A 17,590-nucleotide genomic window follows, 5' to 3' on the forward strand; every position below is an offset into this window, starting at 1 on the left:
ATAACTGACCCGGAACATTAGTTGCCCCCTTTTATACCGGGAAGCCGCCTTCGATTTTAGTGAACTCAGTTTTGTCTTTTTTCTGTTTGATGAACAGGCTGAATTCACCCACGCCTTCGGTATCTCCGAAACGCTCTGTGTAATCCACAACGAACGCATTAGGCATATAAATTTTGCGTACCACTTGATCCGCTGCAACCACTTCCAGGGTTACTTTACGGTAGCAATCTGCTTTTTCAGCTGGAACGAGGGACCACAGAGCAAGTTTCATCGTGTCATCTGCATTGTCACCGTCTGTTGCTGTAATAATTTTGCCACTGATGCGAAGTGTTGCACCTACATCTGTGGATCTAGCGTTGGAATCATCCGGTGTATCTGTGTCATACACTACTGTGCGGATATTATCCATTCCCAATTCGATTGTTTCTGCGCCTTCTACTTTCAATACAAAACCCATTAATAAAAACCTCCTTAAGATTAGAAAACAATGTGCCCGGCATGCTCTCCATCTGGGGAGAGGTACCGGAATATATGTATAAGGTCAGCCAGTAAAGGCTGCCTCTAACACCAAAATAAATGTCTACAATTCGTTGTTTGAAGAATTATATTCAAAATCCAAAACTTGTATCTACTCCAGTCTCTTACACTTTCATCGCGCTGGTGCCTTTGGTAATCATGACCTCCAGGTTCTTCACGTTGCCGTTGAATACCAGATCAATGTGGCACATATTGCTCTTCTCATCGATGATAAAGCTCATGTCGTCACCTTCCTGAATGATCGAATTGATCGACCCTCGGGTTCCCAGCCACCGGCTCTTCTGACTGCTCGGATTGTTGCTGAAGAATTTGACGATATTTTCATGCTTGAAATCACCCGTCTGGAAACGGAGCAAGCGCTCAATGTAAGTACTTACGAGTGTTTTATACAAGGAATCAAAGCCATCTTCGGACATCGCCATGCTTCTCGCTTTGTATACCGTGATCCGCTTGATATCGCTATCCTGGATTTGGGCATTTTCCGATGAGAAAATAAATCCAAAGTTTTTGCGGTTAATCGAATCCTTGATGGTGTTCGTGAATCCGGAGATTTCTTTGGTCATCGTAGTCACGACACGCAGACTGTTATCGCCTGCCTCAATATCAAAACGCACACCTGGATAATCCCGGTTCACGGTTTTGAATGCGCCTCGTAGATACTCGGGGCACTGATATGCAGCCACAATTCCGGCAGATACATAAGACGCACCGACATACACACCTTCAATCCACAGCTTCAAAATGTCTTCTTTCTCCTTGGAAAGTTCCACACCATTCTCTGTCTGAAGCATACGACTGTCGATAACGACACCGGACTTCTCTTTCGGAATAATGGTGAAATTCGGAGCACTTGGAATGGCGAATTCACTGTAGTCCTTGCGAGTTAATACCGAGCATTTATCAATATATTTATCGATGCCCGCAGTAGCCATGCTACTGAATGTAGTCTCTTCTCCGGATTCAAAGCTGAAGAATACTTGTACTTTGTAGTCTTTAACGACTTGCAGGAGCATGGACAGGGATTCCATACTGTTTCCGTCTTGTTTAACCACTTTCTCGTTACCACGGAAACGGGCACGACTGACTTGAACTTGTCCCGTATTCTCCAGTTCAACGGAAGGAACAATACCGAACCAAATGGTGTCGGTAAAATCATTCTTCGCATTGACTGTGTTGAGATAGGTCTCCAGCCGCGGAATGTTACTGCTCTTAACAAGCATATCCAGCTTGGCATTGGCAATCAGCATGGAAGGCAGCATGCCTTTGTTTTTGGTCGCATATTGATCAAAGAACATTTTGACACCCAAAATTTTCTCTACCAGCGGTTTTACGGTTTTCACAAAGTCATCCTTGGCGTTCTTGTAAAATTCCAGGTATGTATTGTAATTCTGTACTTCAACTGCCGTATCAACATCCGTCTGAACCGCAGGAAGTGGGCAGAATGTACGAACGACCAGATCCTGTACATACGGTGAAGGTGCCTCGGAGAGTGAATCATAATCTTCGGCAAACACCTGAGTCAAATCTGTGCTTGTCGACTCATCCAGGAGCATCAACTCGTTGTTATCACTCTTTGGAGCTTCGATAATTTTCAATTCTCCGCTCTCACCAATCGTGAGTTGTCCTACCTGAATCGCTTCGGAAGAAGTTTCTTCTTGAGCACGGCCCAGCAACAAGCGGGTTTTGATATCTTCGATGGCCAGTGGCAGCATTGCCATAACATTGTTATAGTTCCGGCTGGCATCTTCAAACATGACATTAAGTTTATCCCCGATATCCAACTTCTTAGGGTCCCCGTCATCCAGCTTCTCATGCTGGCCATACATGTAATGAATTTCTTTCCGTACCTGCCGAATGTCATCCATAACCTTTTTCGGTGAAATCATATCCAGCAAATTTTCAAACTTGAAATCTACATTCGTAATCCCCTGACTACGTTTGGTATCGATCAGGGTAAAGAGCATTCTCAGGAAGTCATTGCTATGATCAATTTTGATCTCAGAGATTGCTTCATCCGGAATCCCTTCCGGTTTTTTAAGCGTATACATGACTTTCTGGTTTACCGCATTGAAAAAGGAATACACACTGGGAGAAAACTTGTCCAAAAACTCATCGAAGTTGCGTACAAGCAAGTGTTCGTTGATCTCCTTGATCTTGTCATCATTCAAACTGTCGATCCCTTTTACGTCACCGACAATCGTAATCAAATCCATTTTCTCAGGATTGATCTCTTCAAAAAGCATCGTTCGGTTCGTTTGATTAATAATATCCATTCAGGCAACATCCCCCAAATGATGGTTCATTCGGGCGAATGCTTCCCCCCCTCCATCAATTTTTGACACTCCGCACGCACTATCAGTCTTTGGTCATGATCTAAGAGAATCATCTTCTCAGGCCATCACAAGTCCAATAGAACGAGCTGTCAACATATGACTGGAACTTATGTACCAGATTATGCCGTTTGCTTTGGAGATTTATGGAATTCATCTTAATCATCAGCGATATGTTTTGTCAATATTCCCCTATATAGGTCTAAAAGCTCATTTATGTGACTTCGATATACCTATAGAACTATTTTCCGAATTTCGCTTCACTTCCCTTCGAATCATGCCGATGATAAAGAATATCCTATAATTTGGATGATGTTCAATGATTTAAGACTAGTGGAGTTTTTCCCCTAATCATAAGGAAATCACCTTAACGTATGCGGTGTTGCAATATTCTTAACTTATCAAAACTACGCATAACGGGGTTTTATCGAGTGAAAACAAAAGTTTTTCAACAAAAATCAGTTTCACCTCTAAAAACAATTGTAGTGCCCAAAACAGAAAGGAGATTCAAAGCATCGTATGATATTAATAAAATTAAAAAAAACAATTTTCTCTCTCTTGTTCATCAGCTTTTTAATTCCAGCATGGGACATGGGAAGCATATACGCTGAATCATCCGTCAAGACCCAGACGTATGAAGGACTCGATGCCATGTTTGTCCTGGATGTTAGCTACTCCATGAATGAGACCGACAAAGATCGCATCGCCGAAGAAGTTATACATATGTTTATGGATATGACTAGTGGACCTAAGACCCGATTGGGGTTTGTAGCTTATAATGACAAGATCACTTCATCCGTACCACTGATGGATATTTCATCCTCTGGAGCTCGCAATAATCTTCGTAGCCGTGTGGATGGCTTAAAACGTTCAGGATATACAGATCTCGGACTTGGCTTACGCCGAGGTGCTAGCCTGCTTGAACAATCACAGACGGACAAACGTAAACCATTTATGATTTTGCTCTCTGACGGAGAAACGGATTTACGAGGATCGACGAGCAGAACACCTGCCGACTCATCCAAGGATGTGGACAAGGTTATTGAGATGGCACAACAAGCTGGTTATCCCATCTATACTGTGGGACTAAACCGCGACGGTACGGTTAACCCCGCAGAATTGGAGCGCATCGCCAAAGAAACGGGTGGTTCTTCCTTCATTACCGGAAGTGCGGACGATCTGCCTGAAATCTTCAATCGTATTTTTGCAGATCAGATTCAATCTGTTCTTGTGTCTGTAGCGGCTGTGACTGCAACTGGAGCAATGCAGGAAGTAACCGTGGATATTCCTAACTCCAGCATGGCGGATGCCAACATTATCATGCTCTCTGATCATGCTGTCTCGGAAGCTCAGCTCTATTATCAGTCGAGCAATGTCAGCTTCATTCGATCTGATAAATATGCTCTGATGAAGATCATTCGTCCGGTCAAAGGACAGTTTAAACTGAAGTTTAAAGGTCGTAGTGGTGATCTGGTGAAGATTAATCTACTGGGCAATTACAACGTAGCTGCTACTGCAAATATGGCAACGGAGCAGCCAGTCAAGGGGAAAAGCATCACATTTGAGGCATCACTCTACGATCAGGCTGTGGACCCTAAACCCATTCAGGACTTGGATGTGTACAAGGGACTGGAAGCGGAACTCATTGTAACTCCATCTGATGGAAAGACAGAACGTATCCCTTTGACCAATACAGGTAGCGGATTTACGGGAAAATACACTTTTCCCAAGTCGGATCTGTACACATGGGGACTACGGATCGACGGTCCAGACTTTTATCGCGAAATTACTCCGGTTGAAGTAGACATTACGAATCAAGCACCCGTATCCACCGGCGAATCCATGGTGTTATCCAAAGATGACAGCAATACAGATGTCGACCTGAACAACTACTTTAAGGATGCCAATAATGATCCTTTAACGTATGTCCTTGCTGAAGGTGGAAATGAACGCAAGCTCGGGGAGGCCGTCATTGAAGGTAACCTGTTGCGATGGTCTTCTCTTCACACTGGAAGTTCCACCATTAAGGTGACAGCAACGGATTCTGAGGGAGCAAGTATAACTACAGACATTACGTTGCAAATTCAGTCTTTACGTGAAAAGGTACTTCTCTATACAGGATTGGGCCTGCTTCTTACTGGTGGTATTTTCGCACTGTATTGGTTCGTATTGAAACCAAAACCCGTATTCCGCGGAAGACTGGAAGGATACTTTCTAGCTACAGCGAACGGCGAGGATATACCAGTGACCAATTGGCCTCTAACCTCATTGGAACGTCGAAAAGTAAGTCTCAGTGAACTTTTTGATCGCATGGACATTGGGGTCAAAGTACCTGAAGCGGGACGAATCTGGCTGGAAGCGGGTAAGAAAGAAACGTTATTGGTACGGCACGATACGAATTGTACGGTTGTCCGAGGCCGAACGCCAGTGAAGCGTAGATACACGGAAGCTATGGAGTACAATGAAAAGTTGTATATTACGTTTGAGGATGGTGTTACGGAGATCGAAATTCGTTACAAAGCCATCAAACCAAGTACCAATATCTATGTAGGACAAAAGAGAGATCCCCAGTAAACTACGTGTTAACTAAGTGGAAATGAAGCACGCTGATGTATGTTCTCTCTGAAAATATAAAAGAAAACAAGCCAGTTCGTCCCCATCAAGGGGACGAACTGGCTTGTTAATGTTGTTCATGCATATAAATGCTATGCTCTCATTTAAGTGCATCCACTTTATGAACATAGATTATGACTGCTTACGCCGTCTCATGTTGCTTTTTCGACTCCACTTCATAGACCTGCGTATGTTCATTCTCGGCTAAAGACCATTCCACTGTACCTGGTTTGCGCACTTTCCATACCCAGGCTTGAACTCGTAGCGAACTTCTGACCCAAGCTAAGGAAGCACAGCGTTTCTCAGACCGAACCGTCAACCCCCAATGAATAACACGAGCAAGCCAAGGATTCACATACTCATTATGTGAGCGAACAGATGGCAATTCATCCTGGAACAACCGCTGTTTCACGTCCATAGGGGGTTGCCCGCATGTCCAATAATGGAGCAGAGCCGCCAGGCTATAGATGTCAGACATCGGTCCCTGACTGGATTTCTCCGAATAAAACTCCAGCGGAGAATAACCTGCCGATGTAAATATCACCTGTTTCTCTCCGGATTGCATTGGCCAACGGGTAGCTGAGCCAAAGTCCAGAAGTTTGGGTGTACCATCCTCCATAACCATAATGTTGGAAGGTTTCACATCCCGGTGAAGAATGCCTTGCTTATGTATGTAATCCAATGTATCCACCAGTGGAAGCAGCGTCTCCGTTATGAAGGCAGCATCAAGTGCATGATTGTGTTCATTCAAATACTCGGTTAATGTGATTCCCGTGCAGTATTCCATCACCAGATACCCCGTATCATTCGCTTCAAAATGATCCAAATACGAAACAATATGAGGATGATCCAGTTTCGATAACAATTCACCTTCGAGCAGAAATGCAGCCAGTAACTCCTGATATTGCCCACCGTATCCTCGCGAAGAGCAGAACACCCCACGCTTGTCTGCCTGACGTTCAGCCAGTCTCTGTGGGAAAAATTCCTTAATGGCTACCTTGGCACCTGTGTTACGATCTCGCCCTGCATATACAATAGCCAACTCACTGCTGGCTAATACCTGTCTTATTTGATATGTATCATTTATAATTACATTGCGTTGCAATGCCATTTTGCAATTGTCTTTTCTCATAACCAGACCTCTTTTCAACCTTGTCAATCGGAAGACTTTCCGCGTAAATGCATCATTTGGTTCAACCAGTAAGCAATTCATCGCCAACTATACATATAAACCAAATGATGCAATTTGAAACACCTTCACGCGAAATATTTAAATATAAATGATATCAAGCCTTCTACGATCCACTGCTAATCCCTATCCACACTATTCTATAGAAGAAAAGCATTCTCTTATATAGAGTATCGACAGATGGATGTAATTACTTTATTAAACTGGAGAAAAACATTTTTCATCCTTCATTTGCAGCTTTTATTAATAATTATTCTGTAAAAAACGCCCGATTTCCTCGTTCATCTGAACCAATACGTCCTGTGAAGGGAAATGTCCTGTATCATACTTGATGGCTTTTACATTCGTAATAATCTTTTGAGCTCGCTCAATACACTTATCCGCAGGGAAAAAGACATCCTTCTCCCCTACCAATAACAAGGTCGGTGACGTATAATTCATCAGTTCTTCCCGCTCCGTGAGCTTGGGCAGATCCTGATCTATGCTGACGTATTTAAAAAGTTTGCCGATAATGTTTTTATCCATTTCTTTCATGCAGTTGCACGACATGTTGTCCGTAATTTTTTGCAAAGAAGATGGTGAAGACGTCATACGATACTTGACGAGCGGCAGCGTGATATCCTGAGCTGTTTTAATTTTGGAGTTGACCGCAAGACCAGCAGGAGCAACCAATACGGCACACGAGATGCGTTCCGGAATATAGGTAGCCAATCTGAGAATAATGCCTCCTCCAAACGATGGACCGATAAATGCACTCTTTTCAATATCATAGTGATCCAGCAGATCCGACACCCATAAAGCCAAGCTATCAAACCGTGTGGAGATACTCGCTTCCTCACTATAACCAGGATGACCAATCGTATCAGGAGCAATAATCCGGTATTCTTTAAATAAAGAAGAGAACCATGACAACGTCATCGGATTCACACAATTACCGCCTTGGAGAATAAATAACGGCTTGCCATCTAGAGGACCCGTCAGTAAAACATGCGTCTTTCCAAAACGCGTCTCTACATACTCCCGCGTAAATTCCTCACCCAACTCGTTCAAATAAATCTCATACTCTTCAAGGATGCTGCTCTTGCCTTCTTCACTTCTATAAATGGAACTCATGTCTGCCTCCTGCAATATATACTCAAATAACTCATTCTAGTGAATGGACTTGCTAATCAATGGACCAAAAAGATAAAGAGGGCCTGCAGATGACAGGCTCCTCCATATGTTTAACTAATCATATTCAGATGATTATAGAGCGGAAACTGGAAATTGTAAATAACGATTCTAATAGACCAGAAATAAAGGGCTCATCTAAAAAAAATATACTTACTTCCGACCGTAATCGGCCTTGATTTCGCCCCACTGTTTGGTCTGCCATTTTAGCACTTTATTGCTATACGTATTTGTCTGGAGCCACTGCTCCGCACGATCGATCATCAGCCAGATTTCTTCCGTGGAGTTGTCTCTTGGTAATGTTGTGGCTACTTTTTTCTGCTTTAGCCATTTCATGGCATTGACCGAGTCGGTATACACCGTTTTGGTACTTCCTTCTTTTTTCAGATGTGCAAGGGCATGTACAATGGCCAAAAATTCACCCAGATTGTTCGTTCCTTTGGAGATCGGTCCAACAGAGAAAATAATCTCACCGGTGCGGGTGTCTACCCCTTTGTATTCTACAGGTCCGGGGTTACCGCGTGTCCCCACATCAACAGAGATACTGTCATAATCCACTTCTTCCGACGTTTCCATGCCTGCGCTTCTTCCGCTACCAGCCGACTTGGTCTTCGACGTTCCGCCGGCACTTGAACCCCAGTTCCCTTTCCATCCGGCACGATACGCTTCTTCTGCGGCCGCTTTAGACTCATAAGATTTATATTTAGCTCCGGTATACTGATCCGTCTGCGCTTTGCATTCTGCCCATGTGCTATATACGCCTGGCTTCTTACCTTCCCAGACAACATAGTATTTCTGTTTTGCCACTTTGACCCGCTCCTTTGTTTAACTTCATCAATACCCTATTGTAAACGATTGGGAGGGGTGAATGAAAGTTAAGTTGTTCGTCCAAGCTAAGGAATACGACACATGATTTGGTATAGAAAGGAATACAACCAATGGACTGGATATGGAAATCCATCTTGCTTGTACTGATTGGCATGATTCTGCTACGGATTGCTGGACGTAAATCCATCTCGCAAATGAGTGTAGCCACGACAGTCATTATTATCTCGATCGGAATAACGATCGTGCAGCCAATTGCGAATCATGAGTTAGGCAAAGCGATCGGGTCAGCGGCGGTATTTATCCTCATGCTTCTGATCGTTGAACAATTACAGTTGAAGTTTAATTGGTTTGAAACAATGATGAGCGGAAAATCCAAGGTTATCGTGGAAGATGGGAAGTTGAATCTACCGAATTTGAAACATATTCGCTTTTCCGTGGACCAATTGGAGATGCAGTTGCGGGAAAAAGGGATTACAAGTATTACCGATCTGGAAACGGCCACGATGGAACCAAACGGGCAACTCGGTTATGTGCTCAAACGGCACGCGCGCCCAGTAACCATAGGCGATTTGGAAGCACTCCTGAAGCAAGGTACGTGGCCCCACAGAATCCAAAAGACTGTTCCAGGAGGTCATCCAGGATGGACACTCTCGTCCGCTGGACTCCACGCTTGAATAGCTACTGCCTGTCCCTCGCCGCAATAGAAAAAGGAAGCCTGTATATCTTCGAATGAAGATATACAGGCTTCCTTTTTCAGTTTCTGTGTGAATTAATCCCCTCCCTCGTACCACAGTTCCAACGGCAGACCGACCAGAGACTTGCCAATCCACTCTCTGGCGATGTTGTTGGAGGGCCCCATGGCAATGCCTGCACGCGCGTCACGGAAGAGACGTTCAAACACGCCTTTTTTATAACCATAACCTCCGGTAACATCCAGTGCTGCTTTGGTCGCTTTATTCGCGACTTCGGCAGCATGAATTTTGAATTCAACCAGCGGCAGGAACAGCTCAACTTGCGGTTTCCCCTGTGCCTGAAGTTCGTCCAGCTGCCGCGCAAGTGATAACTGCCAAGGCTTCAAGCTGGAGATTAGCACCTTCACTTCAGCCAACTGCTGGCGGATGATCTGGTAATCGGCTAAGCGCTTGTTAAAATCCCGATGAACCATGCCCTTCACATATTCGGATGCAGCCTCAAGCGCAGCCTCGGCAACTCCAAGCCAGGTTGAGCCCAGGCCGATTAAATATACGGGGGATACACCACTCTCCAGAATTTCGCGACCCTGCCCCTCGGTTCCAAGCTTATCCTGAGCTGCAATTCGAACGCCTTCATATTTAATGGGTCCGCTATGGTTACCACGAACACCGAGCGCATCCCACACGCCGGACGTAATGCCTTCCAATTGTCCATCGACAAGGAAGAAGCTCACATCTGTCGGGGTTTGTGCTCCTGGCGTGCGAGTCTGGGTCACATAAAAATCAGCCTGTCCCGAGCTTGTCGTGAACGACTTTTCGGCATTCAGAATATAATCCTCGCCGTCTCGGGAAGCCTCGCTGAAATTAAACCACCAGTGACCTCCCGAAGCACGCTCACTTGTGGAATACGTACCAATAGCGCCATTACGTACCGGCTTCAGCCAGCGCTCCTTCTGATCCTCATCTCCGTAGAGAGCTATCGTCTGAACGGCTCCAACATGCATGACATACACCAGCGAAGTCGAAGGGCATCCCTTGGCAATTTCTTCTGCCGCAATCGCAAAGGCAACATGATCCAGTCCCCGTCCACCGAAGCGCTCGGGAATCAGCACCCCATTCCATCCAGCCTCAGCAAGGGCGGACAGATTCTCACGCGGGAAACGGCCCTCACGGTCGATCAGCTCAGCACGTGGTTTAATGACCTCGTCGACAATCCCCCGAATTTCAACTCTCAATTGCTCATAGTCTGGCTGGGTGTGAATGGTGTTTGCTTGAATACTCATTGCATCAACTCTCCTCTGATTAGAATAGGGATACATCCCTCAATAACAGTAATACAGATATGCCAATCCATTCCGTCTATTGAAGATCGATTGTTTGATCAGGAAGTTGCTACCCGGTTTAGTGCAGCCTCCTTCTCTCTAACCAGCGGGATTACCTTCTCACCGAAAGCCCGAATATCCTCATCGTAATGAAGAAAGCCAGTAAGAATGAGATTTACTCCAACCTTTTTCAACGCAATGATGCGGTCTGCCACCTGCTCCGGGGTACCAATCAACCCGGTTTTGAACCCGTCATTATATTGCACCAGGTCGTCGAAGTTGGAATTCGCCCACATTCCCTCCTGTTCAGGTGAAGCTTTGCCTGCAAATTGAACCTGACTGCGGAAGCCCTCCACGGCCTCGGGGTCAGCATGCAGAATAATCTGGCGCAGTACTTCCAATGCTTCTTCTTCCGTATCCCTCACGATGACAAAAGCATTTACTCCGAATTGCAGCTTGCGGTTGTAGGACGCAGCCCGCCCAGTCACATCCTCAATCTGGGTACGGAAGCCTTCGATGTTATTCCCGTTCATGAAATACCAATCCGAGACTCGTGCAGCCATGTCGCGTGCAGCCGCCGAATTCCCTCCCTGGAACACAGGTGGAAGTGCAACCGGTTTGGGTTTGTGTGGCGCTTCATGAATACGGTAAAAGTCTCCCTGGTGATTGGCTTCTTCTTGCGTCCACAGCTCCTTTATGACACGGATGAACTCTTCCGAGCGACGATAACGCTCGTTATGGTCCAGCCACGGTTCTCCAAATCCATGAAACTCTCCCTTGAACCAGCCGCTGACAATATTTACGGCAGCTCGTCCCTTGCTGATATGATCAATCGTCGTGATCGCTTTCGCTACTGGACCGGGATGCCATAATCCAGGCAATATGGCTGCTATCAGTTTTAAGCGATCTGTAACCACAGCCAGTGCGGAGGCAAGAGCAATGGCTTCCAGTTGATTATCAGCGCCGTAGCTGGCCATAAATCTGGTTTGCAATAACGCATAATCAAAGCCCACATCTTCTGCGATCTTGGCATACCTCGCGTTATCCTCAAATGACCAGCCTGTTTTTTGCGGGATGCTGGAGATAACCAGACCCCCACTTACATTAGGAACCCAATACGCGAATTGCATGGACATGTTGAATCACCTCTTCAATGGAATGATTTCTAGGCAAGGGCCAAGGCCCTCTCTACCGGAGTGGAATGCAACAAAAAAGACACCTACAACCTATAAGTTTGAGGCGCCTTTAGTTCGTCTAATCGGCCAGAATGTATGATGTTTTTAATGGAGACATCGTAAAAAGCAGACCCTATCATTTGGAAGCCGCAGGCGCTTTTACCACATGATCAGGAATGTTATTATTGGCGATGATCTCGCCAAAAGGGCTAATAAACGAGCGCTCGCCATTATCGCCATATTGTGCATAATTGAGCTTAGGAAACAACAGCTCAGCTGTACGGTAGGCTTCTTCCAGATGCGGGTACCCCGACATAATGAAGGTCTCAATTCCTAGTGCCTCGTACTCCCTAATTCTCGCTGCAACCTGGTCAGGATCACCTACAAGCGCTGTACCGGCACCCCCCCTGACCAGTCCAATGCCTGCCCACAGATTTGGGCTGATCTCCAGATTGGAACGATCCCCATTATGCAGTCTGGCCATTCGCTGTTGACCGACGGAATCCATGCGAGCGTAGATCTTCTGGGCAGAAGCAATCGTCTCTTCATCCAGATGAGCGATCAGGTCATTCGCGGCCTGCCAGGCCTCCTCTTCGGTTGGACGAACGATTACATGAAGTCGGATGCCGAAGCGCAGACTTCTTCCCTTTCTGGCAGCAAGCTCTCGCATTCGGTTGATCTTGGCCTCTACCTGGTCAGGTGGCTCACCCCACGTCAGGTATACGTCTACATGCTCGGCAGCCACCTCCATGGCAGCTTCAGAGGAGCCTCCAAAATAAAGTGGAGGATAAGGCTTCTGAATGGTCGGATACAGAACCGATCCACCGTTGACCTTTAAATATTTGCCCTCAAAATCGACTTCTTCGCCCGCCAGCTCCTTGCGCCATATGGTTAGAAATTCATCCGTCAATGCATAACGTTCATCATGATCCAGGAACACCCCGTCTCCCTCAAGCTCGATCGGATCCCCTCCGGCTACAACATTGATCAAAAGTCTTCCTTTGGAGAAGCGATCCAGTGTACTCGCCATTCGTGCCGCCGTGGTCGGAAGCATCAGACCCGGACGTGCAGCGACCAGAAACTTCAGCTTGTCCGTTACCGACACCAGCGAGGAAGCAACGACCCAGGCGTCTTCACATGATTTTCCCGTAGGTAGCAGCGCACCGGCAAACCCAAGCTCATCTGCAGCTTGCGCAACCTGCTTGCAATAATGATAGGTCACTGCCCTGGCACCTTCTCGGGTGCCCAGAAATCTTCCATCCCCATGTGTCGGGATAAACCAAAACAATTCCATTTTTCTCTCTCCTCCTGCTCAAATGGTGGCTACTCTGCCCTTGCTGTTCTCTTGAATCAGCTTCCAGACAGGACCTGTTAACGACAATTTGTCATGTCGAATGTAGTGGGATGCGAGCCCCCGGATCGGATCACCTGCATAAAATTTTTCATATAACAGATGTCTTGCGCCAAGCGGACTGCCGATGAGATCCCAAGCCAGCTTGAATAGCTCCACTTTTTTCTCTGCACTTACCGCAGCGCCTTCAAAATACAAATGCATAAATTCAGAAATCGGACCGTAGAAGTCCTCAATTCCGGAAGGGGTCTGAACAAAGCCACCTGCGCCGACTTGTTGAAGTATCTCAACAGCCCGTGGATAATATTTGGTTCCCAAACTTCGCGCCGTCTCTACATACGTCAGATCAGGAACGAGTACAGCTGCCGCATCAGGCACGGCTTTGGCCTCCGCTGCAATAATCAGCGCCTTGATTACATCAATTTGTGTCAGCAGCTCCCCCAGCTTCTCCTGTATATGCAGAAATCCGGTTACGCCAATCGACTCAGCCACCGCAAAGGCCACACCCGTGACAAATTCCAGCTTGGCGACAAAGCGTACGACATTTTGGTGGAAGGCCAATCCATTGGCTGTACGGTTCCCGCGAAGCTTCAGGACCTTGTCAGAATCGCCGTAGAGAAGCACCCTTTCCCAAGGAATCAGGACATCATCGAAAAAAAGGACCGCATCCATCTCATCGTATCGTGCACTGAGCGGATGATTGCGTTCTCTGGCATCAGCAAACGACTCCCTGCACACAATATGCAGTCCTGGTGAATTGGCGGGTACAATCAAGACATGCGCATGTTTCTGATGTCGGGTCTGAAATTGCAGGAACGAAAAGATCAGAAAGTCATGCGTATACGGTGCACCAGTCGCAATCATTTTGGCTCCTCTAACCACAATCCCTTCCGAAGTTTCCTTCACCACATGCAGGAATCGCTCTGCAATCCGCTGGTCATCCAGTCCGCTGGAACGATCAATCTGGGGATCAATAATGGCTGTTGTCAGAAAGAGGTCGCGGTCTCTGGCCTCATGGTAATAGGTGCTGATTTTATCCGCAAATTGCGGGTCCAGGTCGGATAATTCGTGCCGGGCAGCATACCAACCGGTGACCATGGAACGAGCGTAGTCGGATAACCGGCTCATCATGCCATTGGTGCTGGAAGACCAGACTGCAAAGGACTGACTGCGTTTGTTCAATTCGGCTGCTGTGTGCGGTATGAGAAATGAGCTGTGTGCATATCGCTCCTGTCCCTCGGGAACATAGCCCACTTGCTCCCGTTGAAGAGGATCATCCAGCATATTAAACAGCTGCCTGATGGTGGATAGTGTGCCTTTAAAAGCCGCATGTTCGGAAATATTCTTCACCTGCTGCCCTTCCAGCCAGACACGTCGTCCATCCTCCAGACTGGATATGAAAGTATCTCCCCTCAAAATGTCACCCCTAACTCAAATTTTATTTTTCCGATTGATTTGCTATGTTTTATTGTTTATCATAGCTAATATCCATTAAATCGCAACAATCAATGAGTCCAAATTTGACGGTTAACAAACACAAATGCTGGATCTGTCGGGCAACGTCAAAATAAACTACAATCCGGCTTGATTTGAAGGTGCCTGCATCTTAAGCGCATTCCCATGGATGCATGAAATAGGGATCTAGACGATGTTGCTTAACCAACAAAAAATCCTAATCTGTTGTTTTTGAGGTGATATGGAATGAATGAAACTCGAGGTGTTGACCGAAGAATTTACAGAACCCGTGTCATGATCTCTGAAGCTTTTTTGAAAATGATGAAGAAGCAGGATTACGTGGAAATCAGCATCGTGGACATTGCTGAACAAGCGAACATCAACCGTTCAACCTTCTATGCCCACTTTATAGACAAAGAGGATTTACTGGACAAGATGGTCAACGAGAAATTGGAGTTGCTGGAACATGTACTCAGTGAACGTTCTGCCCACATGGATGTGGCCCTTTCTTTTACCGAGCCTGACCCGATCTTTGCGGTCCTGTTTGAGCACATCTTTGAACATGATGAGTTCTACCGGGTCATGCTACTGATCAATCCTGTCGGCAATTTCAGTACCCGGCTGAACGAGGTGATTAAAGCTTATTTTTTTCAACGGATTACCCAACTCGGGATGGATCAGAAGGTTCAGGTACCGCTGGACATTTTACTCGATCATCTCAGCTTCTCCACCAGCGGAATTATTCATAAATGGCTTGAAAACAACAAAGTATACTCTCCCCATCATATGGCTTTGCAGCTTACCCGTCTTGCCCGACTAGGTGTCTACACGGCCATGGGCGCGCAGGCCCAGGATACACGCTCCCCCCATTCCTGACCTGCCTGTTCTGGAGCCAGAGGCTAACTTGACCAACCTCCTCTGAGAAGAAAGCTAAACACAAAAAAAACTGCCTTCCAAGCTGAAAATCAGCTAGAAAGACAGTTCACTGGAACACTAGACATATCAACGTGTACTCAGATAAGCAATTCCCAAGCCACCCGTAACCGGATTTTCATAGATTTCACAGTCTACATCAAATACCTCACCAATCATTTCACGGGTCAGGATATCGGCGGGTTTGCCATGGACCACAATCTGTCCCTTTTTCACCACATAGAGATAATCGCAATATTCTGCGGCGAGTTCGATATCATGCAGCGCTGCCAATATGCCAATGCCGAGTCCACGGACAATATTTAGAATCTGAAGTTGGTATTTGATGTCCAAATGGTTCGTCGGCTCGTCCAGGATCAGGAATTGGGGTTGCTGTGCCAGGACACGCGCCAATACCACACGCTGTTTCTCCCCACCAGACAGAGACACGTAATTGCGGTCTGCATGTCCAGTCAGATGTACTTTTTCCAAAGCCTGCTCCACGATTTCGTGGTCACGTTCATTATCCGTTTCCAACATTTTTTTGTGCGGGGTACGCCCCATCATGACCATCTCACGTACCGTAAAATCAAAACTCAATTCATTAAACTGGCCGACAACGCCCATATGTCTGGAAACAAGCTTTGGACTGGATTTGAGAATATCCGTATTATCCAGAAAAACCTTACCTTGCTGCGGTTTGATCACTTTATAGATGCTCTTGAGCAGCGTTGACTTGCCACAACCATTGGGTCCGATCAGTCCAACGAACTGTTTACCGTTTACCTGTAATGAAATATCCTTGATGATGTCCGTGTTCAGCACAGAGATGGATACATTTTCTACGTTCAGTTTCATGTTTAATTTCCTCCAAAACCGTAGCCTTTTTTGACCAGCATATACATAAACATCGGCGCACCAATCATGGCTGTAATAATCCCGATCGGTAACTCCACGCTGGATATGAGGGATCGTGCAATAACATCCGTCCAGATGAGGAAAATAGCTCCAAACAACACGGATACAGGCATCACTTTACGATGGTCGGAACCCACCAGACCTCTGACGATATGCGGAATAATGAGTCCGACAAAACCAATCATGCCACAGCTCGCCACCATGACTCCTGTCACCAGAGCGGTTAACAACATGTACACTCTGCGGTACACACTCAGATTAATGCCCAGTGTAACGGCTGCTTCATCCCCCAATAACATCGTATTGAGAACTCTGGACTGTAAAAGGAAGAATAGAATCGCTACCAGCACGACGACACCTACGAGTGGAAGCTTGTTCCAGCCGGAAGCCGCTAGGCTGCCCATGGTCCAGAACGTCACCGTTTTAATGCCTTCAGCATTGTTGGCAAAATAAATAATAAAGTTCGAAAAAGCGCTGCATAGCGCGTTAATCACCATTCCGGCAAGCACCAGCTTGACCGACGTCATTTTCCCCCGAATCCCTGCCAAAGTCAGGACCAGTAAGGACGCACCCATCGCTCCGGCAAAGGCCCAGAAAGCAACCCCCGTCTGACCAAGCCACCCAATCGCACCAAATCCAATGAGTATTGCAAAGGTTGCTCCAAGTGAAGCGCCTGAGGATATACCCAGTATGTAAGGGTCAGCGAGCGGATTCTGCACAGCAGCCTGCATAACAGCACCGCACAAGGCCAAGCCTGCACCGATAAACATCGCCATCAGCACACGAGGAAAGCGAATCTGCCAGATAATATCGGTAAAGGAGCCTGCCTCAATTGGTGTTGTCCCCCACTGAAATCCCGTTAATTTGGTTAAAAGAATACGATATGACTCCGCCAGCGGAATTCGTACCTGTCCAATGGAAACTGCAATACCTACAGAAATAATCGTGATAATGATTAAAGCTGCGATCAGTAAAGCAAACCCGGATTTACTATGAATTAGAGACTCTCTTTTCCCCCTACGTTGTGTCTGAACCTGAACCGTCTGTGCCATCTCTTCCCCCATCAATTCGCGTAAAATGTAGAACAAATTAAATATA

General features: G+C 46.3%; 14 protein-coding genes. 3 read left to right on the forward strand and 11 right to left on the reverse strand.

Annotation, left to right across the window (positions count from 1 at the left end; genetic code table 11):
- Positions 1 to 31 precede the first annotated feature (31 nt).
- Together QNO02_RS21750 and QNO02_RS21755 are read right to left on the reverse strand one after the other, a co-directional pair.
- Positions 32 to 457, reverse strand: coding sequence for a hypothetical protein (locus QNO02_RS21750; protein ID WP_056695746.1), 426 nt, complete (start codon positions 455 to 457; stop codon positions 32 to 34).
- A 184-nt stretch (positions 458 to 641) separates the two neighbouring features.
- Positions 642 to 2,810 carry a transcriptional regulator gene (locus tag QNO02_RS21755; RefSeq protein ID WP_133385626.1) on the reverse strand — a complete coding sequence of 723 codons (2,169 nt, stop codon included), beginning with the start codon at positions 2,808 to 2,810 and terminating at the stop codon, positions 642 to 644.
- A gap of 576 nt (positions 2,811 to 3,386) precedes the next feature.
- Here QNO02_RS21755 and QNO02_RS21760 point away from each other — a divergent pair.
- Positions 3,387 to 5,441: a VWA domain-containing protein gene (locus QNO02_RS21760; RefSeq protein WP_133385627.1), complete on the forward strand. Its 2,055-nt coding sequence runs from the start codon at positions 3,387 to 3,389 to the stop codon at positions 5,439 to 5,441.
- Between the two features lie 181 nt (positions 5,442 to 5,622).
- On the opposite strand, the gene QNO02_RS21765 is transcribed toward QNO02_RS21760, so the two are convergent.
- From QNO02_RS21765 to rnhA, 3 genes are all read right to left on the reverse strand, one after another.
- On the reverse strand, positions 5,623 to 6,612 hold the full coding sequence (locus tag QNO02_RS21765; protein WP_091028275.1) for a serine/threonine protein kinase: 990 nt from the start codon (positions 6,610 to 6,612) through the stop codon (positions 5,623 to 5,625).
- 300 nt (positions 6,613 to 6,912) lie between these two features.
- The gene (locus tag QNO02_RS21770; RefSeq protein ID WP_091028272.1) at positions 6,913 to 7,782 is read right to left on the reverse strand and encodes an alpha/beta fold hydrolase; all 870 of its coding nucleotides are present in this window, start codon (positions 7,780 to 7,782) and stop codon (positions 6,913 to 6,915) included.
- Between the two features lie 210 nt (positions 7,783 to 7,992).
- Positions 7,993 to 8,646, reverse strand: coding sequence for a ribonuclease H (gene rnhA / locus QNO02_RS21775; protein WP_289389944.1), 654 nt, complete (start codon positions 8,644 to 8,646; stop codon positions 7,993 to 7,995).
- 131 nt (positions 8,647 to 8,777) lie between these two features.
- On the opposite strand from rnhA, the gene QNO02_RS21780 reads away from it, so the two are divergent.
- Positions 8,778 to 9,341: a DUF421 domain-containing protein gene (locus QNO02_RS21780; protein ID WP_289389945.1), complete on the forward strand. Its 564-nt coding sequence runs from the start codon at positions 8,778 to 8,780 to the stop codon at positions 9,339 to 9,341.
- A gap of 95 nt (positions 9,342 to 9,436) precedes the next feature.
- On the opposite strand, the gene QNO02_RS21785 is transcribed toward QNO02_RS21780, so the two are convergent.
- The 4 genes from QNO02_RS21785 to QNO02_RS21800 form a co-directional block, all read right to left on the reverse strand.
- Entirely contained in the window at positions 9,437 to 10,642 is a 1,206-nt protein-coding gene (locus QNO02_RS21785) for an acyl-CoA dehydrogenase family protein (protein ID WP_289389946.1), read from the reverse strand.
- Between the two features lie 98 nt (positions 10,643 to 10,740).
- A complete protein-coding gene (sfnG, locus tag QNO02_RS21790; RefSeq protein ID WP_289389947.1) occupies positions 10,741 to 11,817 on the reverse strand; it encodes a dimethylsulfone monooxygenase SfnG in 1,077 nt (358 codons plus the stop codon).
- Between the two features lie 175 nt (positions 11,818 to 11,992).
- Positions 11,993 to 13,150: an FMNH2-dependent alkanesulfonate monooxygenase gene (gene ssuD, locus QNO02_RS21795; RefSeq protein WP_091028258.1), complete on the reverse strand. Its 1,158-nt coding sequence runs from the start codon at positions 13,148 to 13,150 to the stop codon at positions 11,993 to 11,995.
- 18 nt (positions 13,151 to 13,168) lie between these two features.
- Positions 13,169 to 14,623: a 4-hydroxyphenylacetate 3-hydroxylase family protein gene (locus tag QNO02_RS21800; RefSeq protein ID WP_289389948.1), complete on the reverse strand. Its 1,455-nt coding sequence runs from the start codon at positions 14,621 to 14,623 to the stop codon at positions 13,169 to 13,171.
- A gap of 285 nt (positions 14,624 to 14,908) precedes the next feature.
- Between QNO02_RS21800 and QNO02_RS21805 the strand changes: the two genes are divergently transcribed.
- Positions 14,909 to 15,538 carry a TetR/AcrR family transcriptional regulator gene (locus tag QNO02_RS21805; protein ID WP_289389949.1) on the forward strand — a complete coding sequence of 210 codons (630 nt, stop codon included), beginning with the start codon at positions 14,909 to 14,911 and terminating at the stop codon, positions 15,536 to 15,538.
- A gap of 126 nt (positions 15,539 to 15,664) precedes the next feature.
- On the opposite strand, the gene QNO02_RS21810 is transcribed toward QNO02_RS21805, so the two are convergent.
- Positions 15,665 to 16,432, reverse strand: coding sequence for an ABC transporter ATP-binding protein (locus QNO02_RS21810; protein ID WP_289389950.1), 768 nt, complete (start codon positions 16,430 to 16,432; stop codon positions 15,665 to 15,667).
- Between the two features lie 2 nt (positions 16,433 to 16,434).
- Positions 16,435 to 17,544: a FecCD family ABC transporter permease gene (locus QNO02_RS21815; RefSeq protein ID WP_289389951.1), complete on the reverse strand. Its 1,110-nt coding sequence runs from the start codon at positions 17,542 to 17,544 to the stop codon at positions 16,435 to 16,437.
- Positions 17,545 to 17,590 lie beyond the last annotated feature (46 nt).

Source organism: Paenibacillus sp. PK1-4R (assembly GCF_030369595.1).
Lineage (GTDB): Bacteria > Bacillota > Bacilli > Paenibacillales > Paenibacillaceae > Paenibacillus.